General features: G+C 68.0%; 23 protein-coding genes. 10 read left to right on the top strand and 13 right to left on the bottom strand.

Annotated elements, in window-relative coordinates:
- Nucleotides 1-7: 7 nt before the first annotated feature.
- The 3 genes from AB4Y94_RS05655 to kynA are packed head-to-tail and all read right to left on the bottom strand — an operon-like array spanning nucleotide 8 to nucleotide 3,227.
- The gene (locus AB4Y94_RS05655; protein WP_441726673.1) at nucleotides 8-1,357 is read right to left on the bottom strand and encodes a kynureninase; all 1,350 of its coding nucleotides are present in this window, start codon (nucleotides 1,355-1,357) and stop codon (nucleotides 8-10) included.
- Between the two features lie 47 nt (nucleotides 1,358-1,404).
- On the bottom strand, nucleotides 1,405-2,355 hold the full coding sequence (locus AB4Y94_RS05650; RefSeq protein ID WP_441725936.1) for an amidohydrolase family protein: 951 nt from the start codon (nucleotides 2,353-2,355) through the stop codon (nucleotides 1,405-1,407).
- On the bottom strand, nucleotides 2,352-3,227 hold the full coding sequence (gene kynA, locus AB4Y94_RS05645) for a tryptophan 2,3-dioxygenase (RefSeq protein ID WP_441725933.1): 876 nt from the start codon (nucleotides 3,225-3,227) through the stop codon (nucleotides 2,352-2,354). The genes AB4Y94_RS05650 and kynA overlap by 4 nt, the downstream gene beginning before the upstream one ends.
- Nucleotides 3,228-3,362: 135 nt before the next feature.
- Between kynA and AB4Y94_RS05640 the strand changes: the two genes are divergently transcribed.
- Nucleotides 3,363-4,046 carry a TetR/AcrR family transcriptional regulator gene (locus tag AB4Y94_RS05640; RefSeq protein WP_441725930.1) on the top strand — a complete coding sequence of 228 codons (684 nt, stop codon included), beginning with the start codon at nucleotides 3,363-3,365 and terminating at the stop codon, nucleotides 4,044-4,046.
- A 54-nt stretch (nucleotides 4,047-4,100) separates the two neighbouring features.
- On the opposite strand, the gene AB4Y94_RS05635 is transcribed toward AB4Y94_RS05640, so the two are convergent.
- From AB4Y94_RS05635 to purD, 3 genes are all read right to left on the bottom strand, one after another.
- The gene (locus tag AB4Y94_RS05635; RefSeq protein ID WP_441726670.1) at nucleotides 4,101-4,946 is read right to left on the bottom strand and encodes a VOC family protein; all 846 of its coding nucleotides are present in this window, start codon (nucleotides 4,944-4,946) and stop codon (nucleotides 4,101-4,103) included.
- 167 nt (nucleotides 4,947-5,113) lie between these two features.
- Nucleotides 5,114-6,073, bottom strand: a complete 960-nt coding sequence (locus AB4Y94_RS05630; RefSeq protein ID WP_441725927.1) for a phosphoribosylaminoimidazolesuccinocarboxamide synthase — start codon at nucleotides 6,071-6,073, stop codon at nucleotides 5,114-5,116.
- Nucleotides 6,074-6,114: 41 nt separating this feature from the next.
- On the bottom strand, nucleotides 6,115-7,383 hold the full coding sequence (gene purD, locus AB4Y94_RS05625; protein ID WP_441725924.1) for a phosphoribosylamine--glycine ligase: 1,269 nt from the start codon (nucleotides 7,381-7,383) through the stop codon (nucleotides 6,115-6,117).
- 352 nt (nucleotides 7,384-7,735) lie between these two features.
- Between purD and AB4Y94_RS05620 the strand changes: the two genes are divergently transcribed.
- Nucleotides 7,736-8,095 (top strand): sterol carrier family protein, encoded by a 360-nt coding sequence (locus AB4Y94_RS05620; RefSeq protein WP_441725921.1) that lies wholly within the window; start codon nucleotides 7,736-7,738, stop codon nucleotides 8,093-8,095.
- 201 nt (nucleotides 8,096-8,296) lie between these two features.
- Here the strand turns inward: AB4Y94_RS05620 and AB4Y94_RS05615 are convergent, their stop codons facing one another.
- Entirely contained in the window at nucleotides 8,297-9,238 is a 942-nt protein-coding gene (locus tag AB4Y94_RS05615) for a ribokinase (protein ID WP_441725919.1), read from the bottom strand.
- 40 nt (nucleotides 9,239-9,278) lie between these two features.
- On the opposite strand from AB4Y94_RS05615, the gene AB4Y94_RS05610 reads away from it, so the two are divergent.
- From AB4Y94_RS05610 to purM, 3 genes are read left to right on the top strand one after another with little or no spacing between them, the layout of a single operon-like run.
- Nucleotides 9,279-9,776 (top strand): hypothetical protein, encoded by a 498-nt coding sequence (locus tag AB4Y94_RS05610; RefSeq protein ID WP_441725917.1) that lies wholly within the window; start codon nucleotides 9,279-9,281, stop codon nucleotides 9,774-9,776.
- A 24-nt stretch (nucleotides 9,777-9,800) separates the two neighbouring features.
- The gene (purF, locus tag AB4Y94_RS05605; protein ID WP_441725915.1) at nucleotides 9,801-11,393 is read left to right on the top strand and encodes an amidophosphoribosyltransferase; all 1,593 of its coding nucleotides are present in this window, start codon (nucleotides 9,801-9,803) and stop codon (nucleotides 11,391-11,393) included.
- Complete coding sequence (gene purM / locus AB4Y94_RS05600) at nucleotides 11,390-12,493, top strand: phosphoribosylformylglycinamidine cyclo-ligase (protein ID WP_441725912.1); 1,104 nt, start codon at nucleotides 11,390-11,392, stop codon at nucleotides 12,491-12,493. The genes purF and purM overlap by 4 nt, the downstream gene beginning before the upstream one ends.
- 148 nt (nucleotides 12,494-12,641) lie before the next feature.
- Here the strand turns inward: purM and AB4Y94_RS05595 are convergent, their stop codons facing one another.
- On the bottom strand, nucleotides 12,642-12,890 hold the full coding sequence (locus AB4Y94_RS05595; RefSeq protein ID WP_441725909.1) for a DUF3073 domain-containing protein: 249 nt from the start codon (nucleotides 12,888-12,890) through the stop codon (nucleotides 12,642-12,644).
- 132 nt (nucleotides 12,891-13,022) lie between these two features.
- Between AB4Y94_RS05595 and AB4Y94_RS05590 the strand changes: the two genes are divergently transcribed.
- Nucleotides 13,023-14,120, top strand: a complete 1,098-nt coding sequence (locus tag AB4Y94_RS05590) for an NAD(P)-binding domain-containing protein (protein ID WP_441725907.1) — start codon at nucleotides 13,023-13,025, stop codon at nucleotides 14,118-14,120.
- A gap of 208 nt (nucleotides 14,121-14,328) precedes the next feature.
- On the opposite strand, the gene AB4Y94_RS05585 is transcribed toward AB4Y94_RS05590, so the two are convergent.
- The 4 genes from AB4Y94_RS05585 to AB4Y94_RS05570 all read right to left on the bottom strand — a co-directional run bounded on the left by AB4Y94_RS05585 (nucleotide 14,329) and on the right by AB4Y94_RS05570 (nucleotide 19,683).
- Complete coding sequence (locus AB4Y94_RS05585) at nucleotides 14,329-16,431, bottom strand: APC family permease (RefSeq protein WP_441726667.1); 2,103 nt, start codon at nucleotides 16,429-16,431, stop codon at nucleotides 14,329-14,331.
- A gap of 252 nt (nucleotides 16,432-16,683) precedes the next feature.
- Nucleotides 16,684-17,799: an ABC transporter substrate-binding protein gene (locus tag AB4Y94_RS05580; RefSeq protein ID WP_441725904.1), complete on the bottom strand. Its 1,116-nt coding sequence runs from the start codon at nucleotides 17,797-17,799 to the stop codon at nucleotides 16,684-16,686.
- Between the two features lie 118 nt (nucleotides 17,800-17,917).
- Nucleotides 17,918-18,826 carry an ABC transporter permease gene (locus tag AB4Y94_RS05575; protein ID WP_441725901.1) on the bottom strand — a complete coding sequence of 303 codons (909 nt, stop codon included), beginning with the start codon at nucleotides 18,824-18,826 and terminating at the stop codon, nucleotides 17,918-17,920.
- Nucleotides 18,823-19,683, bottom strand: coding sequence for an ABC transporter ATP-binding protein (locus AB4Y94_RS05570; protein ID WP_441725898.1), 861 nt, complete (start codon nucleotides 19,681-19,683; stop codon nucleotides 18,823-18,825). Before AB4Y94_RS05570 ends, AB4Y94_RS05575 begins: the two co-directional genes overlap by 4 nt.
- Nucleotides 19,684-19,716: 33 nt before the next feature.
- On the opposite strand from AB4Y94_RS05570, the gene AB4Y94_RS05565 reads away from it, so the two are divergent.
- Nucleotides 19,717-21,456, top strand: coding sequence for an ATP-binding protein (locus tag AB4Y94_RS05565; RefSeq protein ID WP_441725895.1), 1,740 nt, complete (start codon nucleotides 19,717-19,719; stop codon nucleotides 21,454-21,456).
- Nucleotides 21,453-22,148: a response regulator gene (locus tag AB4Y94_RS05560; protein ID WP_441725893.1), complete on the top strand. Its 696-nt coding sequence runs from the start codon at nucleotides 21,453-21,455 to the stop codon at nucleotides 22,146-22,148. The genes AB4Y94_RS05565 and AB4Y94_RS05560 overlap by 4 nt, the downstream gene beginning before the upstream one ends.
- A 27-nt stretch (nucleotides 22,149-22,175) precedes the next feature.
- Here the strand turns inward: AB4Y94_RS05560 and AB4Y94_RS05555 are convergent, their stop codons facing one another.
- Nucleotides 22,176-22,643, bottom strand: coding sequence for a MarR family winged helix-turn-helix transcriptional regulator (locus AB4Y94_RS05555; protein ID WP_441725890.1), 468 nt, complete (start codon nucleotides 22,641-22,643; stop codon nucleotides 22,176-22,178).
- Nucleotides 22,644-22,696: 53 nt separating this feature from the next.
- On the opposite strand from AB4Y94_RS05555, the gene AB4Y94_RS05550 reads away from it, so the two are divergent.
- Nucleotides 22,697-22,969, top strand: a complete 273-nt coding sequence (locus AB4Y94_RS05550) for a hypothetical protein (protein ID WP_441725887.1) — start codon at nucleotides 22,697-22,699, stop codon at nucleotides 22,967-22,969.
- Nucleotides 22,970-23,036: 67 nt separating this feature from the next.
- Entirely contained in the window at nucleotides 23,037-24,716 is a 1,680-nt protein-coding gene (locus AB4Y94_RS05545) for an ABC-F family ATP-binding cassette domain-containing protein (protein ID WP_441725884.1), read from the top strand.
- Nucleotides 24,717-24,736: the final 20 nt, after the last annotated feature.

Below are 24,736 nucleotides of genomic sequence, written 5' to 3'. Positions count from 1 at the left end.
CCGAGGCTCAGGGCTGGGTCGCCGGGGTCGCCGGCGCCAGGCCGGACTGTGCGATCAAGATGCCGCGCAGCACGTCGCGGATCGCCGCCACGCCGTCGTAGGTCTCCACGAAACTGGTGCTGAACGGTGACAGCCCGATCCGCAGTCCGTCCGGGGCGCGGAAATCGGGGATCACGTCGTGTTCCCACAGCGTCGTGGTCACCTGCCGCATCGCCGGGTGGTTGATCGTCACGTGTCCGCCTCGGTGGGTGTGCTCCCGCGGTGAACCGAGCGTGACGCCCATCGGCGCCAGCCAGTCGTCGACGAGGCTGATCGCATACTCGGTGAGCGCGACCGATTTGGCGCGCACCTCGTCGATGCCGGCCTCCTCGATCATGGCGATGGTGTCCTGCATGGCGAGCATGCCGACGATGGCGGGGGTGCCGCTCATGAATCGACGGATGCCGCGTCCCGGCACATACCGTGGTTCCATCGCGAACACGTCCCTGGTCCCCATCCAGCCCTGGATCGGTTGCGCGAGCACATCCTGCAGGTCTTCCCGCACGTAGCCGAAGGCTGGCGAGCCCGGGCCGCCGTTCAGGTACTTGTAGGTGCAGCCGACGGCCAGGTCGACGTCCCAGAGGTCCAGTTCCACCGGCACCGATCCCGCCGAATGGCAGAGGTCCCAGAGAACGAGCGCGCCGGCCTCGTGCGCCACGGCGGTGATGGTGCGCACGTCGGCCAGGAAACCCGAGCGGAAGGCGACATGGCTGAGCAGCACCAGCGCGGTCTGCGGCCCGACGACCCGACGCACCTGTTCGGCCGTCACCCCGCCGGCCGGGTCGGAGCGGATCCAGCGGAGGGTCAACCCGCGCTCGGCGGCGATGCCCTCGAGCACGTAGCGATCGGTGGGGAAGTTGTCGGTGTCGAGCACGACCTCGGTGCGGTCGGCGCGCGCGTCGACGGCGGCGCGGGCGAGCTTGTAGAGCATCACCGTGGTGGAATCGCCGACCCACACCTGGCCGGGCGCGGCGCCGAGCGCAGTCCGGCCGAGGTTGTCTCCGATGCGGGTCGGCAGGTCCATCCATTCGTCGTCCCAGCCGCGGATCAGCCGGGTGCCCCAGGCGCCGGTGAGGAAGTCGGCGATCCGTTGCACGCTCGCGATGGTGGGGCGCCCCAGGGAGTTGCCGTCGAGGTAGGCGACGACGCCGGGGTGACTGTCATGCCCCTCGTTGGCGCCGTCGCCGGAATTGCCGCGGTCGCCGGTGTCATCCGCACCGACGAACCGGCTCCGGTAGTGCCCGAGACCGTCGATCCGGTCCATTCGCCGGGCGAAGGCGAGTTGCGCGTCCAGGCCAGCGGCCTTTCCGCCGGCCATGCCGCCGGCCTGGGCGTCATGCCGTCCTGCGCCTTGCGTGCTGGTGGTCATCGACGGTCCTCGAGGTCGGTGCGGGAGACGGCCTGCGCGGTGCACAGCCACTCGGCGAACGCCGCCGGTTCGACCGGACGTTCGCCGGGTACCACCGTAACGCGCGTGTCCGCCGGCGGGGCATCCGTCGTGCCGGCCACGCGCCGGGGCCGCAACGCACCCGTGTAGTCGCCGAGGTCGACGGCCGTGAGTGCGCCCAGGATGGCATCGGTCGACAGCCCGACGGCCAGCAGTGCGTCGATCTCCCGCCGGTTCAACCCGACCGGCAGCGGCCCGTTGCCGAGGTCTGTGCCGTACAGCACCTGCCCGCCGTGGGCGTGGAATCGACGCAGGTTGTCGCTGGCCCGAGCGAAGTCGTCGCCGTACTCGCCCCAGCCGTGGATGTCGAGTGTGCTGATCCACGTCATCCGCCCGGCCATCGCCTCGACGAGGTCGTCGACCAGCCGTTCGCTGAACGGGGTGTGCGCGAGCGCGTCCACCCCCGCGAGGTACGCGCGCAGCGCCTGGCCGACGCCCTGCGCGTGGGCGACAACCGGCATGCTGTGCTCGTGTGCGCGGCCGACGATGGCGCGCAGGACCTCGCTGTCGAACACCGGTCCGGCTTCGTTGTTCAGGGTGATCTTGACAACGGATGCGCCCGCCGCGAGCTGCGCGTCGACCGCCGTTCGGGCATCCGTCGCCGTCCTGACCTCCTGGACGCAGCCGGGAGGCGCCCACGCCTGGGCGCCCGGGTATCCCCCCGCGGCGGCCAGGAACTGATGCGCGTAGATGACATCGGGTGCCCCGGTCGACGCCTGCCAGCCTGGCGGAGGGGCCCAGCCGCCGAGGTCGAGCACCCGTGCGATGCCGCCGGCGGCCAGTGGGGCCGGGTCGATCAGGGCCAGGTGGACGTGGGCGTCGATGAACCCTGGAAAGACGGTGGATCCCGGCAGGATCGTCTCGCTCATTCTCGGACACCGATTTCCGTGCGGACGGCGAATAGCTCAGGGAAGAAGGTGAGGTCGAGCGCCTTCTGCAGGAACGCGGCGCCGCTGGAACCGCCGGTGCCGTGCTTCATGCCGATGATCCGTTGCACGGTCTTCAGGTGCCGGAACCGCCAGAGCTGGAAGTTGTCTTCGAGGTCGACCAGTTCCTCACAGGCCTCGTAGGCCGCCCAGTGTTCGCGCCCGTCGTCGCGCCCTGCCTGTTCGTAGATGCCGCGGAAGGTATGTACCAGGGCCGGCTGCAGGACCCAGGCCTGGGTGACGTCACGGCTCAGGATGTCGGGCGGGATGTCATAGCCGGCGCGGTGCAGGTAGCGGAGGAACTCGTCGTAAATACTCGGAGCGGCCAGGACCTCGGCGAGGAGGGAGTGGGCATCCGGATCGCTTTCGAAGACGCTGAGCATGCGGGCGTTCTTGTTGCCGAGGGCGAATTCGACGGCCCGGTACTGGTAGGACTGGAACCCGGAGGCGTGGCCGAGGACGTCGCGGAACTGCGAATACTCGGTGGGGGTCAGGGTCGCCAGCACCGACCACTGCTCGGTGAGGGTGCGCTGGATGTGCTTGACCCTGGCGATGCATTTAAGAGCCGGGGCGAGCCGGTCATCGCGGAGGTATTCCGCGGCGGCGCGGAGCTCGTGCAGCACCAGTTTCAGCCAGAGTTCTGTGGTCTGGTGCTGGATGATGAAGAGCAATTCGTCGTGGTGCTCGGGGCTGCTGACCGGATGCTGGGCGCTCAGCAGTGTGTCGAGGTCGAGGTAGGAGCCGTAACTCATCCGCTCCCGGAAGTCTGTGACGATCTCCGGGTCGAAGTCTCTCGTATTGTTCTCAACCGGCATGTGGGCTCCGTTTCCGAACCGAAGCGGGCTTGTGGCCACGATGCCCGGTTCCGTCAGTACGCATTCTCACCGCTCGGCGCCGAGCATGCAAACGCGAACCAGTCGACCAGGCGAAGGGCACCTAGAATCGACGGCATGACTTCGTCTTCGCGCATCCCCGATGAAGTGTCTCCGCCCCGGCGGCGGGATGCCCGGGCGAACCGCGATCGCCTTCTCACCGAGGCCAGGTCTTTGTTCGCGCGCGATGGCGTCGATGCGTCGCTGGAAGAGATCGCGCGACGCGCCGACGTCGGGGTGGCCACCCTGTATCGCAATTTCCCGGCCCGCGACGACCTCATCCGTTCGCTGTACGACCTGTCCCTCTCGGAGCTGGCCTCGGTGCGTGAGGAGATCGAAGCCGCGGCAACGGCGTGGGAGGGCGTCGTCACCTACATGGAGCGGGTCGCCGAGTGGCTGGTCGCCGACCCGTCGCTTCCGCCGATCCTCAAGCGGATGGCGGTCATCGATCCGACCTACCGACCGGAGGCGCACTTCGAGTCGTTCATCGCGACGTTGGTCAAGCAGGCGAAAGCCGACGGGGACCTTCGCCCGGATGTCGAAGCTGTTGATGTGGCGGTGCTCGTCACCCTGATCGGTTCGCTCAATGCCCTGGGGGATGGCTACGCCGGCCAATGGCGCCGACAGCTGTCGATCCTGCTCGACGGGTTGCGCACTCCTGGCCAGGAACGGACCAAGTTGCCCGGTCGGCCGCTGAACATGAAGGTGTACCAGGCGACGATGCACGGACTGGGCCGGCGCGCGCGCCGGAACGCCACCTGATCTCGAGCCTGTCGAGACCCGGTGGTCGAGCTTGTCGAGACCCGAGACCCGGCGCTATTCGGTGGTCGAGCCTGTCGAGACCCGCACCTTCACGACGTTCGCCCAGGGGTCTTCGAACGTGAGGCTCTGCCCGTCGTCGCGTCCCGTGACGCCGTAGTGGGACATCCGCTCGCCGAGCGCGCCGAGGTCGTCACCGCTGGGGACGATGATGTCGACTTCGCCGAGGCCCAGTGCGAGCCGGCGTTTGCCGCTGCCGGCGCTGTTCCAGGTGTTCATGGCCATGTGGTGGTGGTAGCCGCCGGCGGAGACGAACAGCGCGGAATCGCCCAGGGCGGCCGTAGTCTCGAAGCCGAGCCGGTTGACGTAGAACTCGCGGGCGCTCGCCACGTCGCCGACGGAGAGGTGAACGTGCCCGACGAACGCGTTGCCGGTGCCCGGGTTCTCGATTCCCTGCGGGGTGATGTGCTCCTGGATGAACGTGTTCGGGTCGAGGTAGAGGGTGGCCATTTCGACCTGGCCGTGGGTCCAGCTCCAGGTGGAGCGGTCGCGGTCCCAGTACAACTCGATGCCGTTGCCTTCGGGGTCGGTGAAGTAGAAGGCCTGGCTGACCAGGTGGTCCGCACTCCCCGTGAAGGTGCCCGGATGCTTCGTGGCGACCGAGTACACCGCTGCGGCGAGTTGCGCCTGCGTGTCGAACACGATCGCAGTGTGGTACAGGCCGGCGTCGCGCGGGCTCGGCGCGGCAAGCTCGGGCGCGTGCTGCAGGATGACGATCGGCGTGGTGCCTCGTCCCATGACCGCAACCGGGCCGTCATGGCTGAGGAGCTGCAGGGTGACGGCGTCGCGGTAATACGCGATCATGTTGTCGAGGTTGCCGACGCGCAGGGTCACCGCGCCCATGCCGGTGTTGGGGGCCAGAAGTTCAGTAGCTGATCGAGTCACAGTGTGGGCAACCGGTTGCGGTCGGGATGTATTCCCGCGTCCGTGAACTCCGCGGGGGAGGCCGCTGACCGGCAGGCGCGGGTCGGTCGCCGGTCAGTCGCGGTCAGTCGCCGGTCAGTCGCCGGTCAGTCGCCGGTCAGTCGCTCCAGCAGCTCGCGGTATTTCGCTGCGGTCTGCGCCACGATCGCGGCGGGCAGCGCGGGCGGCGGGCTGCCGTGCCCTGAGCCTGTCGACGGATCCCAGTTCGCTGCCAGCCAGTCCCGCACGATCTGCTTGTCGAAGCTGGCCATCCGCGCCTCGGCGGTGGCGCCGGTGCGCCAGGTCTTCGCGTCCCAGTAGCGGCTGGAATCGCTGGTGAGTACCTCGTCGGCAAGCGTGAGCTCGCCGGTCACCCGGTCGGCGCCGAATTCGAACTTCGTGTCGGCGAGAATGAGACCGGCCGCCTCTGCGATGGCGGACGCGCGGTGGAAGATCGACAGTGAGGCGTCTCGCAACGCCGACGCGGCATCCGCTCCGACCAGCTCGACGGTGCGCTCGAAGGAGATGTTCTCATCGTGCTCGCCCATCGGGGCCTTCCAGGCCGGGGTGTAGATGGGTTCGGGAAGGCGGTCGCCGTTGGAAAGCCCATCGGGCAGCGCGATGCCGCACACCGTCCGGGTCTGCTGGTACTCCTTCCAGCCGGAGCCGGTGAGGTAGCCGCGCACCACACACTCGACCGGGTACATATCGAGGGTCTTGCAGAGCATCGCGCGCCCGGCGACGGCGGCCGGGATCACGCTGGTCGTGCCGCCCTCCAGCGTGTGGTCGGGGATGAGGTGGTTCGGCACGTCGTTCAACCGGTCGAACCACCACAGGCTGAGTGTGGTGAGCAGGTCGCCCTTGCCCGGGATGCCCGGTTCGAGCACGTGGTCGAATGCGCTGACCCGGTCGCTGGCGACCATGAGCACACGGTCGGCGTCCGCGAGGCTGCGCGCGGCCTCGGTGGCCGTGGTGTCGGGCAGGTACAGGTCGCGCACCTTGCCGGAGTAGACGTGCCGCCACCCGGGCAGGTCGACGGATGCGGGTGGCTGGGTCTCTGAGGTCACCGCTTCATTCTCTCCCACCGGCGCCGCCGCTCGCGCGCGGGTCAGCCGGCGACGCGCGCCGCGATGTCGGTGCGGAACTGGCCACCCTCGAGCGTGATGCGCCCGATCGCCTCGTAGGCGCGGGCGCGCGCCTCATCGAAATCGACGCCCGCGGCGACGACGCTGAGCACCCGGCCGCCGGAGGCGACCAGCTCGCCGCCCTGCAGCGAGGTCGCCGCGTGCGCGATGCTGACACCGGGCACAGCGGATGCCGCGTCCAGCCCGCCGATCCGACGGCCCGTGACCGGGGTGCCCGGGTAGTTCTCGCTGGCCAGCACAACCGTGACCGCGACATCGGTCGAGAACTCGGGGCGGTCCATCCCGCCCAACTCGCCGGAGGACGCGGCCAGCAGCAGGCCAGACAGCGGCGTGACCAGTCGGGGCAGCACGACCTGGGTCTCGGGGTCTCCGAACCGGGCGTTGAATTCGATGACGCGGATGCCGGCATCCGTCAGTATGAGCCCGCAATAGAGGAGACCGATGAACGGGGTGTCCTCCGCGGCGAGGCGGCGCACGGTCGGCAGGGCGATGGTGTCGATGACCTCGTCGACGAAGGCCTGTTCGCTGCCGAACCGGTCGGCGAGCCAGGGCAGCGGAGAGTACGCGCCCATGCCGCCGGTGTTGGGGCCGGCATCGCCGTCGCCGAGGCGCTTGTAGTCCTGGGCGGGGGAGAGCGGCAGCACGTTGTGGCCGTCGCTGAGCAGGAACAGCGAGACCTCCTGTCCGTCGAGGAACTCCTCGATCAGCACGCTGCCATGCTGAAGCCAGTAGGTGGCGTGGGCGAGGGCGGCGTCGCGGTCCTCGGTGACGAGCACACCCTTGCCGGCGGCAAGGCCGTCGGCCTTGACCACGTACGGTGCGCCGTATTCGTCGAGGGCCGCCTCGGCTTCGGCGAGCGAGCCGGCGCGCAGGGCGCGACCGGTGGGGACGCCGGCCTCGTCCATGATGCGTTTGGCGAAGGTCTTGCTGCCCTCGAGTGCGGCGGCGGACTGCCCCGGGCCGAAGACCGGGATGCCGCGGGTGCGGAGCGCGTCGGCGACGCCGGCCACCAGGGGAGCCTCCGGGCCGACGACCACAAGTTCGATGTTGTTCAGGTTGGCGAAGTTTGTGACCGCCGCGGGGTCGTTCGGGTCGAGAGCGACGGCGCGCACGTCGGCTGCGATCCCGGCGTTGCCGGGTGCCACCACGATGTCGTGCGCCGGCTCCTCGCGGAGGAGCGCGGTGATGATGGCGTGCTCGCGGGCACCGGAACCGAGGACCAGAATTCTCACCGGCTCAGGCTATCGGATGCCGCCGTTCCTCCACCGTGGTCCCGCTGCCCGCCCTCGCCCGGTGGCCAACTCACGAGAACCGGTGGCACTGGCCGTGGAGCCCGCGGAGTAGTGCGGGCACGGCTGCCGCGGGGGCAGCCGCCGACGGAAATCCGGGGTTGGCCCGTGCAGCCGGGCGCTTCGGCCAGTCAGCCAGCCCGCCGCAAGCCTGGCCGCCCCCTGCTGTGGCCGCGGCGTGCGTAACTCCTGCAATTTGCAGGAACTTGGGGGCGCAACCGCGAAGTTCCGGGGATTGCCGCCGACGCGTGCGGCGGATTGCAGGAGTTACGCACGGCGGCGGCAGACTAGGGGCATGGCCAGGGCACGAATCGACGACGGGGCGGGAAGCACGGCGATCCGTGAGTGGGCCGCCAGTCACGATGGTGCCAGCAGGGAAACGCGGGCGCTGGCGGTCCGATACACCCTGCAGCTGCTCGCCGAGCGAGCGGAGGGCAACACGGTCGAGGTGCGGGTGCCGCCGTTCGGCGCGGTGCAGTGCGTCGAGGGGCCGCGGCACACCCGCGGCACGCCGCCCAACGTGGTCGAGACGGATGCCGCGACCTGGCTCGCACTCGCCACCGGGACCTTGGGTTGGGCCGACGGACTCGCCAGCGGCCGTATCCACGCCTCCGGCCAGCGCGCCGACCTAGCGGACTACCTCCCGATCGTCTGACGCCCTGCAGTTGCATTGCCGCCTTCGTCGGGCCGCCGACACGCGACGGGATTTGCGCGCGACGCGACGGGAATCAAGCACAGCGCGACGGAGTTGCGCACAGCGCGACGGGATTTGCGCGCGACGCGACGGGAATCAAGCACAGCGCGACGGAGTTGCGCACAGCGCGACGGGAATTGTGCGCGGCGCCTGGGGGTACCGCTAGGCCAGGATCGCGGCGACCTCGTCGAACGTCGGCATCGAGCTGGTGGCGCCGGCACGGGTCACGGTCACCGAAGACGCAACCGTCGCCCATCGCACCGCTTCGATCATGTCGGCCTCGGAGACCACGGCGCCCGTCCGTGCACCGGCCACCGCACCCGCGTCACCCCTCGCTGCCAACCGGGCGACGAGCGCCCCGACGAACGTGTCACCCGCGGCCGTCGTGTCGACGGCCTTCACCGGACGCGCCGGCGCCAGCCCGAGCACCGTGCCGTCGTGGGCGACCACCGATCCTTCCCCGCCCAGGGTCACGATCGCCCACGTCTTCCCCGCGCTCAACAACTCCGCCGCCCGCACCGGGTCGGCCTCGCCGGTGAGTTCGATCGCCTCGCCCTGGTTCGGCACGACCAGGTCCACCGACGCGAGGAAGCCCTCCGGGAACGGCATCACCGGCGCAGGCGTGAGCACCGTGAACACCCCGGCGGCCCGCGCGACGGCGATGCCCTCGACCAGCACCGGCAGCGGCAGCTCGCACTGCATCACCAGGAACGCGGCCTGCGCGATCGTGTCGCGCTGGGCATCCGTCAACGCGGTCACCGTGTTGTTGGCGCCCGAGACGACCACGATCGAATTCTCGCCGGAGTCGACCACCGAGATGTGCGCGGTGCCGGTCGGCTCATTCGAACCGGCGAGGCCGTCGGCGCGGATGCCTTCGGTCGCCAACAGCGCGCGCAGCTCGGTTCCGTAGCCGTCGTCGCCCACGGCGCCGAGGAAGTCGACGGCCCCGCTCATCCGCGCCGCGGCCACCGCCTGGTTGAGTCCCTTGCCGCCGGGGACGGTACTGAACCCGCTCCCGAACATTGTCTCCCCGGGTTGCGGCAGGCGCGACTGCCGTACGACGAGGTCCATGTTGGCGCTTCCGAGCACTGCGATTCTGTTCACCCGCCCAGTCTGACAGCAGTGCCCGTGAGACAATGAAACCGTGAGTTCTCCCGAGCAGCCGAATCAGCCAGAGCTCCCCGACCCCTCAGCCCCGGCCGCGCGCATGCCGGCACAGCCGGCGCACCACGCGGCGGAGCCTGTAGAGACCATCGTTGACGAGCGAACAGTGATCGTGCGGCGCGCCCCGCGATACTTCAACTTCATGCTGCTCGGAGCCATCGTGGGTGCCTTTGCCGCCTTCATCCTCACCGTTTCGTTCCCGGAAAACGCTGATTTCGGCAGACTGCAGGTGTTCGGCTTCCTGCTGCTCGCATTCCTTGCGTTGGGTGTGGGGCTCGGCTGCCTGGTGGCGCTCATCGTCGACCGATTCGTCGGTCGGGGCGGCACCACCGCCGTCGCGGATAGACTGGACGGGCACGTTCCGGGCGTCGCGCCCGCAGTGGCCTCGACGGCCAACACACCTTCGGCTGGACCCGCCAATGACGGCGCGGCGCCTGACGCACCAGACTCCCATGATTTCGGCACGAATCCTGAGTAATAACTCCAAGTAAGGGGCTGCAGCTTGACCGGTGGCGACGGACTGTTAAGTCATGACCTTCTTCCAGGTGAAAAGGGTCCACAGGACGCCTGCGGCGTCTTCGGCGTCTGGGCACCCGGCGAGGAGGTGGCCAAGCTCAGCTACTTCGGCCTGTACGCCTTGCAGCACCGCGGCCAGGAATCGGCCGGCATCGCCACCAGCGACGGCTCCAAGATCCTCATCTACAAGGACATGGGGCTGGTCTCCCAGGTCTTCAATGAAGCAGCGCTCAATACCCTGGTCGGCCACATTGCCGTCGGACACTGCCGTTACTCGACCACCGGCTCCTCCAGTTGGCAGAACGCGCAGCCCACGCTCGGCCGCACCTCCAGTGGCACCGTCGCCCTCGGCCACAACGGCAACCTGACCAACACCGCCGAGCTCCTGCGCCTGGTGCACGACCGTTACCCCGAAGCGGATGGCGAGCTCCGCCGCGGCAACACCACCGACACCGCGGTGCTGACCGCGCTTCTCACCGGTGACCTCGACCACACCCTCGAGGCGACCGCGCTCGAAGTGCTTCCCCGCCTGCGCGGCGCGTTCTGCCTCGTCTTCATGGACGAAACCACGCTCTACGCAGCGCGCGACCCGCAGGGCGTGCGTCCACTGGTGCTCGGCCGCCTCGACCGCGGCTGGGTCGTCGCCTCCGAGACCGCCGCCCTCGACATCGTCGGCGCCAGTTTCGTGCGCGAAGTCGAGCCCGGCGAACTCATCGCGATCGACGAGAACGGCCTGCGCACCCAGCGGTTCGCCACCGCCGAGCCCAAGGGCTGCGTCTTCGAGTACGTCTACCTCGCCCGCCCCGACACCAGCATCGCCGGCCGTGGCGTGCATGAAGCGCGGGTCGAGATGGGCCGTCGGCTGGCAGCCGAGCATCCCGTCGAAGCCGACCTTGTCATCCCCACCCCGGAATCCGGTACCCCGGCCGCCATCGGCTACGCCCAGGCGTCCGGCATCCCGTTCGGCCAGGGCCTGGTGAAGAACGCCTACGTCGGCCGCACCTTCATCCAGCCGTCCCAGACCATCCGCCAGCGAGGCATCAAGCTCAAGCTCAACCCGCTCAAGGAGATCATCAAGGGCAAGCGCCTCATCGTCGTCGACGACTCGATCGTGCGCGGCAACACCCAGCGCGCCCTGGTCAGTATGCTCCGCGAGGCCGGCGCCGCCGAGGTTCACGTGCGCATCTCCAGCCCGCCGATCACGTGGCCCTGCTTCTACGGCATCGACTTCGCCTCCCGGGCGGAGCTCATCGCGACGGGCCTCAGCGTCGACGAGGTGCGCCAGTCCATCGGCGCCGACTCGCTCGGTTACCTCACCGAAGACGACATGATCGCCGCGACCGAGCAGCCCCGCGAACGCCTCTGCACGGCATGCTTCACCGGAAACTACCCGATCCCGCTGCCCGAGTCGCAGCACCTCGGCAAGAACCTGCTGGAGCGCGAGCCCGCGTCCAACGGATGCGACCCCGGTCCGGACGCTGATCTCGAGGTGGTCATGGAGCCGGTTTCACTGCACAACGGCGCGCTCGCATCCGCTCAGGGCCAACTTCCCATCGGCGACCCGGGGAGACAGGAATGAGCAACGCGTCCTACGCGGCGGCCGGCGTGGACACCGCCGCAGGAGACCTCGCCGTCGAACTGATGAAGGCAGCCGTCGGCAAGACCCACGGCCCGGAGGTGCAGGGCGGGGTCGGCGGATTCGCCGGACTGTACGATGTCTCGTTCCTCACGTCGTTCCGGAAGCCGCTGCTGGCGACGTCTACCGATGGGGTCGGCACCAAGGTCGCGATCGCCCAGGCCATCGACAAGCACGACACCATCGGGCAGGACCTCGTCGGCATGGTCGTCGACGACATCGTCGTGGTCGGCGCCCGCCCGCTGTTCATGACCGACTACATCGCCTGCGGCAAGGTCGTGCCCGAACGGATCGCGTCGATCGTGGCCGGTATCGCCCGCGCCTGCTCGGCCACCGGAACCGCCCTGGTCGGCGGGGAAACCGCCGAGCACCCCGGCCTCCTCGGCCTGGACGACTACGACGTCGCCGGGGCGGCGACCGGAGTGGTCGAAGCCGACCAAGTGCTCGGCGCCGAGCGCGTGCGCGACGGCGACGTGGTGATCGCGCTGGAATCCTCCGGCTTGCACTCCAACGGCTACTCGCTGGTGCGCCACATCCTGGCCCAACGCGGCATTGGCTACGCCGACCAGTCAGCCGAGCTCGGCGGTGTCGTCGGCGAGGTGCTGCTGGAGCCCACGCGCCTGTACACCGCGCCGCTACTCGGCGTCCTCGACGATCCGGCCCTGGCCGGAGCCGTGCACTCGCTCAGCCACGTGACCGGCGGCGGTATCGCGGCGAACCTGGCCCGCGTACTGCCCCTCGGCTCCTGGGTGGAGGTCGACCGGTCCACCTGGTCCCCGTCAGCCGTGTTCCGGGTGCTCAGCGACATGGCCGGCTCGACACTGGAGAGCTCAGAGGGGACCTGGAACCTCGGGGTCGGGATGTTCGCCGTCGTCGATCCGAAGGCCGTCGCATCCGTTATCGCGCGGTTGCACGCCGACGGGATTCCGTCCTGGGTTGTCGGCGAGGTCTCGACCGTTACCCGCGACCTGGCCGGGTTCGAGCAGGGCGCCAAGGGCGTCGACGGCGGAGCGGTGCGCCTCACCGGGACGTACGCGGCGTAGTCGACCGACGTCCGGAGAGGGTGCTGCGTGCGCGGCGCCCTCGGGGTGACTGACCGACGCCGCGGCATGAGTGACACCGCGTCGTGACTGACACCGCGCATGAGCGTACCCGCGTCACGCATGTGCGTGCCGCGGTGGCCGGATCACGCTAGGCGCGCTTCTGCTCGTCTCCGCTGGCGAACTGGTCGGTCGCGTAGTTGTCGACGTACTCGTCGGGCTCGGCCGCTACTTCGGCCTCGTATTCCGGCCACTTGGCCAGATCCTCGTCCAGCCGCGGGTCGCCCGTGGGGTGGCCGGTGAGTTCGCGTTCGAGCGCGTTGTAGTTCGTGTCGGGGCTGAAATACTTCAACTCCCGGGCGACTTTGGTGTGCTTAGCTTTTTGACGGCCGCGACCCATGCGTGACCCCCTTACGATGCCAGGCCGGGTGAGCAATGAGTCACCCGGGAAATACCGAACCGAATAGTGAATTCTAGCCGTTAGTTTAGCATGATGGGCCTGACGCCCTGCTGAGGCCTTTCCAAGGTGAGCATGCTGAAATGGGGCGTGATGACGAGTGATGCGCCCGTGCCCGTCGTCATCATCGGTGCCGGGCAGGCCGGACTGGCGGTTGCCTATTATCTGCGCCGCTTCAACCTCGTCGCCGGCCGCGATTTTGTGATCTTCGACCGTGGCCCCCTGCCGGGCGGAGCCTGGCAGCATCGCTGGGAGTCGCTCCGACTCGGCACGGCGCACAAGGTCAACGACCTCCCCGGGATGGCCGAACTCGGGTTGAGCTTCGACACTGCCGACCGGTCGCTGCCCGCCCGCGACGTGGTCACCGACTACTACCGGCAGTATGAGGAGCATTTCGAACTCGCCGTGCGGCGACCGGTCAACGTCACCCGGGTGTTCAATCGCCACGCCGACCTGATCGTGGCGACGGACGCCCCGGCGTGGCCCGAGACGAACGCCAAGGTCCTGGTCAACGCCAGCGGCACCTGGGGCTCGCCGTTCGTGCCGTGGTATCCGGGCGCAGATACCTTCGCGGGTCGACAGCTGCACACCTCGGGCTACATCTCCGCCGACGAATTCGCCGGGAAGCGAGTCATCGTGGTGGGTGGCGGAACCTCGGCGATCGGGTTCATGCTCGAGCTCGAGAACGTGGCCGCCGAGCTCACCTGGGCGTCGCGGCGACCGATCGACTGGGTCCACACCGAGCAACTCGACCTCGAGAGCGCCGTCGCCGCGGTCGCCATGCAGGACGGTGCGGCGCGCGCCGGCCAGGCGCTGCCCAGCATCGTCAGCGGCACCGGCGTGCCCGTGACCCGGCGCATCGCCGCCGGTATCGACCGCGGCGTGCTGGCCGCACGGCCGATCTTCACTCGTATCGAGCCGACCGGCGTCCGCTGGCCCGACGGCTCGTTCAGCGAAGCGGATGCGATCATCTGGGCTTCCGGATTCCGCCCCGAACTCCGGCACCTGGCGCCGCTGAAACTGCGCGAGAAGGCGGGCGGCATCACGGTCGGCGCCGGCGCGTCCTGGACGGACCCGCGCATCTTCCTGGCCGGTTACGGCCCCCAGGCGAGCACGATCGGCGCCAACCGCGCCGGCCGGATGATCGCCCGCCAAGTGATGACGATGCTCTGACCCCCCTGCGAGCCTCCTCCCACGAGCCCCCTCCCACGAGAACGCACTTGTTGGGCTTATGAGGCCCTGATAACCCCAACGAGTGCGTTCTCGGCGAAGGGGCGAAGGGCGAAGGGCGAGGGGAGAGGAGATGAGAGGAGGGGAGAGGAGAGGAGAGGAGAGGAGAGGAGAGGAGAGGAGAGGAGAGGAGAGGGGAGAAGGGACGGGGCTACTTGCGCTTCCGACGGCGGGAGGCCGACGGGCGGGACACCGGGGGTGTGGCACCGACCAGGGGGGCACCCGCCTTCGTCGCGGTCCCAGCCGACTTTGCTGCCTCAGCCGCCGACGCGGCGGCCGCCGGAGTCAGCGGCTTTCGCGGAACCGGCCGCGGGCGTACCGGCTCGCCGCGTCGTTCCTGGCCCGGGATCGGGCGGGAACGGCGACCGTAGATCAGCTCGGACGAGTCCAAGAGCCACGGCACCAGCGCGATTGTCACGCCGTGCACCATCATCAGCTTCTGGCGGATGCGACGGGCCTTATGGTTGTGCAGCAGGTTCTCCCACCAGTGGCCGACAATGTAGATCGGCGTGTACACGGTGATCACCTCGGCGCCGTGCTGCGCCCGGTGCTCCTTCACGTAGTTGATCAGCGGCCAGCTGATGTCCCGGTACGGCGACTGCACGATCCGCAGCGGGACCTGGATGTTCTGCCGCACCCAGTCGCGCTTGAGCTGCTTCGTCTCGGCGTCGTCGATGGACACGTGGATCGCCTCGATGGAGTCGTGCCGGGCCGCGATGGCGTAGTCGAGCGCCTTGAGCACCGGCTTCTGCATCTTGCCCACGAGCACGATGGCGTGGTCGCCCTGCGAGCCGAAGGTCGTCACCGGGTCGACCTCGATCTCCTTGGCGACATCGCGGTAGTACCGGTTGACGCCGAGCATCAGGGTGAAGAGCACCGGCATCAGCACGAACACCAGCCAGGCGCCGTGGGTGAACTTGGTGATGGTCACCACGATCAAGACCACGAACGTCAGCAGGGCCCCGAAGCCGTTGATTGACAGGCTCCGGATGATGGATCCGCGGCCCGGCGGGTTCGTCTTCAGCAGCCGCAGCCAATGCAGCACCATCCCGGTCTGCCCCAGCGTGAACGAGACGAAAACACCGATGATGTACAGCTGGATCAGCACGGTGAGGTTGGCCCGGTAGATGACCAGGATCACGCATGCCGCCAGCGCCAGGAGCAGCACACCGTTCGAGTAGATGAGGCGGTCGCCGCGGGTGTTGAGCGACTTCGGCGCATACGAGTCCTTCGCGAGCACCGAGCCGAGCAGCGGGAATCCGTTGAATGCGGTGTTGGCCGCCAGCAGCAGCACCGCAGCGGTCGCCGCCTGCAACACGAAGAACAGGATGGAGTTGTTGCCGAACGTCGCGGCGGCCACCTGCGCGATCAGGCTGCGCTGCGGGGAGGTCGCACACTCGGCCCAGCCGATCAGGTCGCATGGGTTCTCCGCATAGTGCACTCGCGACACCAGCGCCAGCACCGTCAGCCCGATGAACAGGATGATCGCGATGCTACCCATCAGCACAAGCGTCGCCTGGGCATTCTTCACCTTCGGGCGTCGGAACGCGGGCACCCCATTGGCGATCGCTTCCACGCCGGTGAGGGCGCTGCATCCGCTCGCAAACGAACGGAACAGCAGCAGGATGAAAGCCGTCTGGGCCAGGTTCGGCGCGGCCACATCGAAGCCGGCGGACTCGGCGACCGGCGCGTCACCGAGCACCACCCGCGCCAGCCCCACCACGACCAGGAGCAGGGCGCTGCCGATGAAGAGGTAGGTGGGCACGGCGAACGCGGTGCTGGACTCCCGCACCCCGCGGAGGTTGGCGGCGGCGAGCAGAATGACGAAGAGCACGGCGATCTCGACCCGGAAACCCACCAGCACCGGGAACGCGGAGATGATATTGTCCACGCCGCTGGCCACCGACACTACAACGGTCATGACGTAGTCGACCAGCAAAGCGGATGCCACCACCAGGCCGGCCTTCTCGCCCAGGTTCTTCGACGCGACTTCGTAGTCGCCGCCGCCCGAGGGGTAGGCCTTGATCAGTTGCCGGTACGAGGCGACGACGGCCAGCAGCAGCACCACGACCGCGGCGGCGACCCATGGGGCGAAGGCGAGGAACGCCAGCCCGCCGAGGGTCAGGATCATCAGCAGTTCCTGCGGGGCGTACGCGACGCTCGACAGGGCGTCGCTGGCGAAGATGGGCAGCGCCAGCCGCTTCGAGAGCAACTGGCCTTCGAGGTGCTCGCTCGGAAGGGGATCTCCGATGATCCACCGTTTAGGGGACCGGTTCTCTGGTGCTGGGGGCGTCCCCTCGGTTGTCACGAGGGATGACACTACTCTGTTGCGGCCCAAGGTCAAGCTGAGCGGGTGGCCGTTCATTCGCGCGTTGTCCAACCTGTGCTCTGGAGGAGGTCGCGCCGACAGCGGCGCGGCCTGACGCCTACGCACCGGTATGTCGTCCTGCGGCCACGTTGTGAGGCCCGCGCGGTCTCCCGCGCGGGCCTCACGTGTCAGACCGGCTTAGCCGTTCTTGGTGTCGGCCGGCTTCGTCTTCGGGGTGATCCCGAGCTGCTTCAGCGCGGCCTGCGCGTATTCCTGGGTGAATGTCGAGTCGTAGCTGACCTTGCTGACATCGGTCCCGATCGCCTTCTCCATCTTGAAGATCGTCTTCGGACCACCGACCGGCATCAGGCCGTCCGGCAGGAACTGCCCGTAGTCCTCTTGCAGCGCCTTGACGTAGTCGGCCTTCGAGATGGTGCTGTTCTGCACGAAGTCCTGCGGCAGCTTGTCGGCGACGTCGGCGGCCGTGTGGGTGCTCATCCAGTGCATCGTGGCGACGAGGGCGGTAACGACCTTCTGCACGGTGCCCTTGTTCTTGTTGACCCAATCCGCCTGGGCGAGCAGACCCGCGGCCGGCCAGGCGCCGCCGAGGTTTTCCTGAGCGCCCTTGGTGGTCGCCAGGTCGATCGCCGAGACGGCCAGACCCTGCGACTCCAAGGTGGCCACCGTCGGCTGGGTCGTCATGACACAGTCGGCCTCGCCCCGCTGGATGGCCGCGATCGCCGTTGCCCCGGCGTGCACCGCGACGGTCGTGTAGTCGCTGTGCCCGACCCCGGCCTGGGATGCGACGAACTGGGTGAGCTGGTCGGTACCGGAGCCGAGGTCGGTCACGCCCATCTTCTTGCCACGGATGTCCGCCGCCGTCTTCACGTTCGCCTTCGGGCTGCACATGATCCGCTCGCCCGGGGCGCCGGCGAGCTGCACCAGGTTGATGACGTTCTTGCCTTTCGACTGGAAATCGGGGGCGTGGATGTACCAGGCGCCTGAGAAGTTGACCTGGCCGGAGATCATGGCTTCCTCCGCACCGACGCCGCCGTTCTGCTCGGTGGAGAGCTGCATGTCGACGCCATACTTCTTGTAGAAGCCGAGGCTCTCGGCAAGCTGGTACGGCAGGTAAATCTGCTTGTCGATTCCACCGACCATCATGGTCGCCTTAGGGAGGGCGGTGCTGCTGGCATTGCCCGCCGTGGTGGCATTGCCAGCCGCGCTGGGGCTTCCTGTGCTACTGCAGCCCGCGAGTACCAGCGACAATGCTGCTACTGCGGAGGCGGCAGCGACGATGCTGCGTTTTTTCATCTCGGTGCATTCCTTTCGGTAACGCCGTGCGTAGGTGCGCTCGGCGGGTCTTGAGTGGGTGCGGTGGAAACGAACGGGTGTCCGACTCCACCGCACCCGAGAAGGGACTGGTCTCGCGTCAGATCGACTGGGCCTCGCTGCGCACCGGCGGACGCCATTTCAGGACTGACGTCTCCAGCAGGCTGATGAAGTATTCCGCACCGAGAGTGACGATCGCCATGATCACCATGCAGGCGAACACGGTGTTCGGATCGAAACGGCCTTGAGCCTGGCTGATGATCAAGCCGATGCCCTTCTGCGCGCCGAGCACCTCCGCGACCAGCGCGCCGATGATGGCGAAACCGAACGCGGTGTGTAGGCTCGCGATGATCCACGTCATCGCCGACGGGATGGTGACGTGGCGCGCCACCTGCAGAGGCGAGGCGCCCAAAACCCGCACATTCGAGATCAGGTTCTGGTCGACCTCCCGCACGCCCTGGTAGGCGTTGAAGAAGACCGCGAAGAACACCAGCACGGCGGCGAGCAGGATCTTCGGGAAGATTCCCAGGCCGAACGCGACGATGAAAATGGAGCCGAGCACGATGCGGGGGATCGAGTTCAGAACCTTGATGTATGGGTTGAAAACGTCGGACAGATACCGGCTCGAGCCGAGCAGGATCCCGATGACCACCCCGGCGATCGTTCCCAACAGAAACCCGAACAGTGCCTCCTGCACCGTGACCCAGAGCTGCTCCCAGATCGTTCCGAAGGCGGTGCCCAGGGTGAACAGGCTGACCAGGGAGTCCCAGATCAGAGACGGCTGTCCGTAGAAGAAGGGGTCGACCCATTTGAGCTGGGTGAATAGCTGCCAGCCGCCGATCACGAAGACCGCAACAGCTGCCCGACCGACCCAGACCCACGTGGTGTTCCGGGTGCGCGCACGTCGCGCTGTCTCCTGCAGATCCAATGCGGACTGCCGTGCGGCCGGTCCCGGAGCGTCCGTGATCACGGGCCTCACGTCGGCTTTCTGCTGAACCATGGTACTCATGCCGCCATTCCTGCCGTGCGCTCGTAGGCCCGAGTGACCTCGTCCCGGAGGGACTCCCAGATCTGGGTCTGCAACTCGATGAATCGCTGCTCGTGTCGCAGCGTCTGAACATCCCCGCGGGGCCTCGGCAGATCGATGTCGAAGACGTCCTTGACCGTGCCGGGGCTCGTCGTCATAATGACCACTCGGTCCGAGAGTGCAACCGCCTCGTCGAGGTCGTGGGTGATGAACAGCACCGACGGGCGCAGCTCCTCCCACAGCCCGAGGAGCTCGGTTTGCATAATCGACTTGGTCTGCACGTCGAGCGCGCCGAACGGCTCGTCCATGAGCAGGATGCGCGGGTTGTTGATGAGGGCCGCCGCCATCGCGACGCGCTTCCGCATACCACCAGAGAGCTGGTGCGGGTAGCGGTCCTCGAAGCCGGTCAGGCCGACACGGCGCAACCAGTCAAGTGCAAGCGACGTCGCCTGCTTCTTCGACGTGCCCAGCAGCACCGGTCCGATCATCACGTTCTGCAGGACCGTCTTCCACGGGAAGAGCGAGTCGGACTGGAACATGTAGCTGACACCGTTGGTGATGCCGTCGACGATGTGCCCGCCGACCTGGACGGAGCCTTCGCTCGGCCGGTCCAATCCCGAGACCTGCGCGAGTGTCGTGGACTTGCCGCACCCGGTCGGACCGACGATGGCGCAGAACTGGCCTGCCTCCACCGTCAGGGATACGTCTCGGATCGCCGTGAAGGGCTCACCTTTCGGTGTGAGGAACCTCTTCGTCAACCCGACGATGTCGATGCGCGCCGCGTCGTCGGCCACCCCGGGGGCCACGGGCGTTCGCTGGGGGGTGTTGTTGTCACCCATGCGTTTGACCTCTCTGTCAGTGCACATGCGTCGGTGTATGTGCGTGATGATGGTGGCAGCAATCCCCAAGCCTTGTCTCGCTTCTGCGCCATGCGCCTGTTACGCGCATTAGCAGTGATTTCTGCGCATAAAGCTCACGCGATCCGGTGCGACAATCAGGTGATGCTCAAGCGGATGAAGAAGCTCTCCACCCAGATGTTCCTGGCACATCTGGTGATCTTGACCGTCTCCACCGCGATCGGATTCCTCCTGTTCGCCACCACGGCCCGCGGTCATCTCGACGATGACTATCAGTCGCGGGCGGCCGCCATCGCACAGACCTTCGCACAGAACGGTTCGGTGCAGACCTGTCTCGCCGCCCGGAACCCCGCGTGCGATGCTGAAGTGCAGGCGCTCGCCACGACGACCGCGGAGAAAACCGGATCTGCCTTCGTGGTGGTTATCGACACCAGCTCCGTTCGGGTTTCTCACCCCAACACCTCCCTCATCGGCAAACGGGTTTCCGAGTCTCTGCTCGCGGCCGACGGGCGGGTGCACTTGCGTGTGGACAACGGCGCCACCGGGGTCACGGCCAACGCGATCGTCCCGCTCTACTCCGCGGATCGCGCCTTCATCGGCGAGATCTCGGTAGGCATCAAGGAGGATTCGGTCTCCAGCGCCTTGCTCAGCCAACTGCCGTCGTATGGCATCTGGTTCGTCGTGATGCTGCTGCTGGGCGGACTTGCCTCGTTCGGGCTGTCGACCCTTCTCAGGAAGCGCACGTTCGGGCTGGAGCTCGACGAGATCGCGCGGCTGCTGCAGGAGCGGGAGGCCACGCTTCACGGCATCCGTGAGGGCGTCATCGCGATCGACCCTTCCGGGCGGATCAGCATCACCAACGACGAGGCCCAGCGGCTGCTGCGGCTCGCGGAGAATGTCGTCGGGCACCGCGTGGAGGACGTGCTGCCCCCCGGCCCCGTGCGCGACGCGCTGACCGGCACGAGCGTCGTCACCGATCAGATCGTGCTCACCGACGATTTCTGGCTCGTCGTGAACAGGATGCCGGTCACCCTTACGGGCCAGGCGCACGGCGTCGTGGTCACCTTGCAGGATCGTACGGTGGTGGAAGCGTTAAGCCGGGAACTCGACGGCGAGCGCAGCCTCACCGAATCGATGCGCGCCCAGCAGCACGAGTTCAGCAACCGGATGCACGGCATCGCGGGCCTGCTCGAGCTGGGCCGGCCGGAGGAAGCCCTCGAGTACGTCAACGAAATCCGCGGCACGGCGGCCGACCTCGATCAGACTCTGCGGACCCATATTGCGGCACCGCAGATCGTTGGTCTCATGCTCGGCAAAGCCTCGGAGGCGAACGAGCGCGGAATCCAGCTGGTGCTCGATCCTGCGACCTCGATCGGCGCCGCACCGCAGAGCGTGCAGTCGCTCACGACGATCCTCGGCAACCTCATCGACAACGCCTTCGACGCAGTTGCGGGAACTCCCGCGCCCCGTCGCGTACAGGTCGGCATTGAGGAAAACGACGACGAGATCCGCGTGACGGTCATGGACAACGGGCCGGGTGTGCCGTCTGCCGTATTGCCCGAGATGTTCCGAAACGGTTTCACGACCAAGCGCGGGTCGATCGTGCGGCACAGCGGTCTGGGCCTCGCGCTCGTCGAGAATACGGTGGCAAAGCTCGGCGGTACGATCGCGGTGTCGGAGGGGCCAGGGGCGACTTTCCTGATCGTGCTGCCGCGGTCGACAGCCGCTCACGAGACGAGGACGGTGACCGCATGAGTGACGATTCGCTCACCACACTCATCGTCGACGACGACTTCCGGGTCGCCTCGGTGCACGAGGGGTTTGTCCAGAAGGTGCCGGGCTTCCTCGTGGTCGGGAAGGCACACACAGCCGCCGATGCCCTCGAGATGGCGAGACGCCTGCAGCCTGACCTGGTCCTGCTGGACATCTACTTGCCCGACGGCGACGGACTCGACGTCGCGCGGGCCCTGCTCGACAGCCCCCGCCCACCAGTGGTCATTGTCATCTCAGCAGCCACCGATGTGGACGCGGTGCGCACCGCAGTCCAACTCGGCGTGGCGCACTACCTTGTGAAGCCATTCGGTTTCGCTGCACTGGCGGAACGTCTGAGCGCGGTCCGGGCGGCTCTCGCCCAGATCGCCGACTGGCCGGAAGACGCCGGCCAGGAGGACGTCGACCACATGTTCGAACTGTTGCGACCGGCGCCCTCGGACGGGGACACTCCCGACATCGAGCACCTCGCTCCCACTCTCCAGCTCGTGTACAAATCTGTCGGCGCCGGGCGTTCCGGCCTCTCGGCGTCCGAGATCGCAGCCCAGGTCGGGATCAGCCGGGCGACCGCGCAACGCTACCTCACGCAGCTCGAGCACATCGGTGCCGTGCGTCTGGAACTGCGCTACGGGCAGACCGGACGACCGGAGCACCGATACTCGATCAAGCGGCGCTGACCGGGAGGAGGGATTCCGGCTTCGATGTCAGCGACCGTTGAGCGCCTGGTCGCCTCCAGCGCCTTGTGCCGCGTCGATGACCCGCCACAGGGACCGGCGCAGGATCTCGAGCTCGTCCAGGCTCATCCCGAGTTTGTCGATGATCCGCGGGGGAACGGATTCCGCCTCCGCACGGAGTCCAGCACCAGCGTCGGTGAGGGTGATCAGCAGCACCCGTTCGTCATCGGTGGCGCGGTTCCGGGCCACCAGCCCGCTCGTCTCGAGGCGTTTGAGCAACGGCGACAGCGTGGCGGGCTCGAGCTGCAGCTCCGCGCCGAGTTCCTTGACCGAGCGGGGGCTCTGCTCCCAGAGCGCGAGCATCACCAGGTATTGCGGATGCGTGAGCCCGTACGGTTCCAGAATGGGCCGGTACACGGCGTTGACGCTGCGGGAGGCGATGGCCAGTGCGAAGCAGACCTGGTCTTCCAGGGCGAGGAGATTTCTCGTGGTTTCCATGGCATCCTCTGGTCGGGTCGCGCTCGCACTATTTACGAAGTACACTAATCATTATGGCACGAACGAAACCGGATGGCAGCAACGCGTCCAAGGTGGGGGCCCTCACCGCCTGGGTCAACCGCACCCTCTTCCCGTGGATCGGCCCGCCGCCGCTCGGCCCGTACAACGTCGTGCCGGAGGAAGACGTGAAGGCGGCCCAGGCGGCATCCGTCTGTCCGATCTGCGGCGAGCTGATGAGCGTTCATGAAATCGACCGCTCGGGTGAACGGACGCAGATCTACCACCCCACACCCGAGCAGGCCGCCGAGCGCCGCGCCGCCCTCTGACCACTCCACGCCCATCCGCGTGGTGGTGGCTGGGCGGGAGGCCTCGGCGAATCAATAGAGTTGAGGGATGACCGCAACACTCGTGGCCCAGGGCCTGGCCGGTGGGTACGGCCACCGGACGCTCTTCGAGTCGCTTGACCTCACCGTCGCGCCGGGCGACGTCGTCGGCGTGGTCGGGATCAACGGCTCCGGCAAGTCGACCCTGCTGCGCCTCCTGGCGGGCCTCGGCGAACCGCAGGCCGGGGCCATCACGCTCTCGCCGGCCGACGCCTTCGTCGGCTGGCTGCCGCAGGAGCATGAGCGGATACCCGGCGAGACGGTGTCCGGCTACATCGCACGGCGCACCGTGACGGCGGAGGCGACGCTTGAGATGGATGCCGCGGCATCCGCTTTCGGAGACGCCGACCGCGCCGACTGCGCCGGTCGCCCGGATGGGCGAGATGCCGCCGACGTGTACTCCGAGGCGCTCGACCGCTGGCTGGCCAGCGGCGCGGCCGACCTCGACGAGCGGGTGCCGGCCGTGCTCGCCGACCTCGGACTTGCCCGAACGGCGGACTGGGCCGCGCAGACCCCGATGACATCGCTCTCCGGCGGGCAGGCCGCGCGCGTGGGCCTTGCCGCGCTCCTGCTGTCGCGGTTCGACCTCGTGCTGCTCGACGAGCCCACGAACGACCTTGACCTCGATGGGCTGGAGCGACTGGAGGCGTTCGTCACCGGGCTGCGCGGCGGGGTGGTGCTGGTCAGCCATGACCGCGAGTTCCTGGCCCGCACGGTGACGCGGGTGCTCGAACTTGACCTCTCGCAGGGCTCCAACCGAGTTTTCGGCGGCGGCTACGACGCCTATCTCGAGGAACGTGAAACGGCCCGCCGGCACAAACGGGCCGATTACGACGAATTCGCGGCCAAGAAGGCGGGCCTCGTCGCCCGGGCCCGCACCCAGCGCGAGTGGTCGAGCCAGGGCGTGCGGAACGCCCTCAAGAAGGCGCCGGACAACGACAAGATCCGCCGTAAGGCCTCGGTCGAGTCGAGCGAGAAGCAGGCCCAGAAAGTGCGCCAGATGGAGAGCCGGATCAAGCAGCTCGACGAGGTCGAGGAACCGCGCAAGGAGTGGCAGCTGGAGTTCACGATCGGGCAGGCGCCGCGTTCCAGCGCGGTGGTCTCCACCCTGAGCAACGCTGTGTTGCGACAGGGGAGGTTCACCCTGGGGCCGGTGTCGCTACAGGTGAACGGCGGCGAACGGATCGGCATCACCGGCGCCAACGGGGCAGGCAAGTCCACGCTCTTGCGCGCCCTGCTCGGGCAGCAGGCACCGTATTCCGGCACGGCCGGCCTCGGCGCCAGCGTGCGGATCGGGGAGATCGACCAGGCCCGGTCGCTGCTGGCCGGGAGCCGGCCGCTGGCCGACAGTGTCGAGGCGCTCGTGCCTGAGCTGGCGTCAGGCGAGGTGCGCACTCTGCTGGCCAAGTTCGGGCTCAAAGCCGACCACGTCGGCCGTCCGGTGGAGGAACTCTCGCCGGGCGAGCGCACCCGCGCCGGGCTCGCCCTGCTGCAGGCCCGCGGGGTCAACCTGCTGGTGCTCGACGAACCGACCAACCACCTCGACCTGGCCGCGATCGAGCAGCTTGAGCAGGCGCTCGACGGCTACGAGGGCACGCTCCTCCTGGTGACCCACGACCGACGGATGCTGAGCACGGTGCGCCTCGATCGCCACTGGACCGTCATCGCCGGCCAGGTGACCGAATCCTGATCCCCGTCGCGCCCGCGTCC

Origin of the sequence: Glaciibacter sp. 2TAF33 (genome assembly GCF_052114945.1) — a bacterium.
In the GTDB taxonomy this organism is placed as follows: Bacteria; Actinomycetota; Actinomycetes; order Actinomycetales; family Microbacteriaceae; genus Cryobacterium.
This window is presented reverse-complemented; position numbering and strand designations above follow the sequence as displayed.

Bases quoted from the DNA above. Each gene is read 5' to 3' on its own strand.
- AB4Y94_RS05655 (WP_441726673.1), bottom strand. From the start codon at position 1,357: ATGGCCGGCGGAAAGGCCGCTGGCCTGGACGCGCAACTCGCCTTCGCC.
- AB4Y94_RS05650 (WP_441725936.1), bottom strand. From the start codon at position 2,355: ATGAGCGAGACGATCCTGCCGGGATCCACCGTCTTTCCAGGGTTCATC.
- kynA (WP_441725933.1), bottom strand. From the start codon at position 3,227: ATGCCGGTTGAGAACAATACGAGAGACTTCGACCCGGAGATCGTCACA.
- AB4Y94_RS05640 (WP_441725930.1), top strand. From the start codon at position 3,363: ATGACTTCGTCTTCGCGCATCCCCGATGAAGTGTCTCCGCCCCGGCGG.
- AB4Y94_RS05635 (WP_441726670.1), bottom strand. From the start codon at position 4,946: ATGGGCGCGGTGACCCTGCGCGTCGGCAACCTCGACAACATGATCGCG.
- AB4Y94_RS05620 (WP_441725921.1), top strand. From the start codon at position 7,736: ATGGCCAGGGCACGAATCGACGACGGGGCGGGAAGCACGGCGATCCGT.
- purM (WP_441725912.1), top strand. From the start codon at position 11,390: ATGAGCAACGCGTCCTACGCGGCGGCCGGCGTGGACACCGCCGCAGGA.
- AB4Y94_RS05595 (WP_441725909.1), bottom strand. From the start codon at position 12,890: ATGGGTCGCGGCCGTCAAAAAGCTAAGCACACCAAAGTCGCCCGGGAG.
- AB4Y94_RS05590 (WP_441725907.1), top strand. From the start codon at position 13,023: ATGCTGAAATGGGGCGTGATGACGAGTGATGCGCCCGTGCCCGTCGTC.
- AB4Y94_RS05580 (WP_441725904.1), bottom strand. From the start codon at position 17,799: ATGAAAAAACGCAGCATCGTCGCTGCCGCCTCCGCAGTAGCAGCATTG.
- AB4Y94_RS05575 (WP_441725901.1), bottom strand. From the start codon at position 18,826: ATGAGTACCATGGTTCAGCAGAAAGCCGACGTGAGGCCCGTGATCACG.
- AB4Y94_RS05570 (WP_441725898.1), bottom strand. From the start codon at position 19,683: ATGGGTGACAACAACACCCCCCAGCGAACGCCCGTGGCCCCCGGGGTG.
- AB4Y94_RS05560 (WP_441725893.1), top strand. From the start codon at position 21,453: ATGAGTGACGATTCGCTCACCACACTCATCGTCGACGACGACTTCCGG.
- AB4Y94_RS05555 (WP_441725890.1), bottom strand. From the start codon at position 22,643: ATGGAAACCACGAGAAATCTCCTCGCCCTGGAAGACCAGGTCTGCTTC.
- AB4Y94_RS05550 (WP_441725887.1), top strand. From the start codon at position 22,697: ATGGCACGAACGAAACCGGATGGCAGCAACGCGTCCAAGGTGGGGGCC.
- AB4Y94_RS05545 (WP_441725884.1), top strand. From the start codon at position 23,037: ATGACCGCAACACTCGTGGCCCAGGGCCTGGCCGGTGGGTACGGCCAC.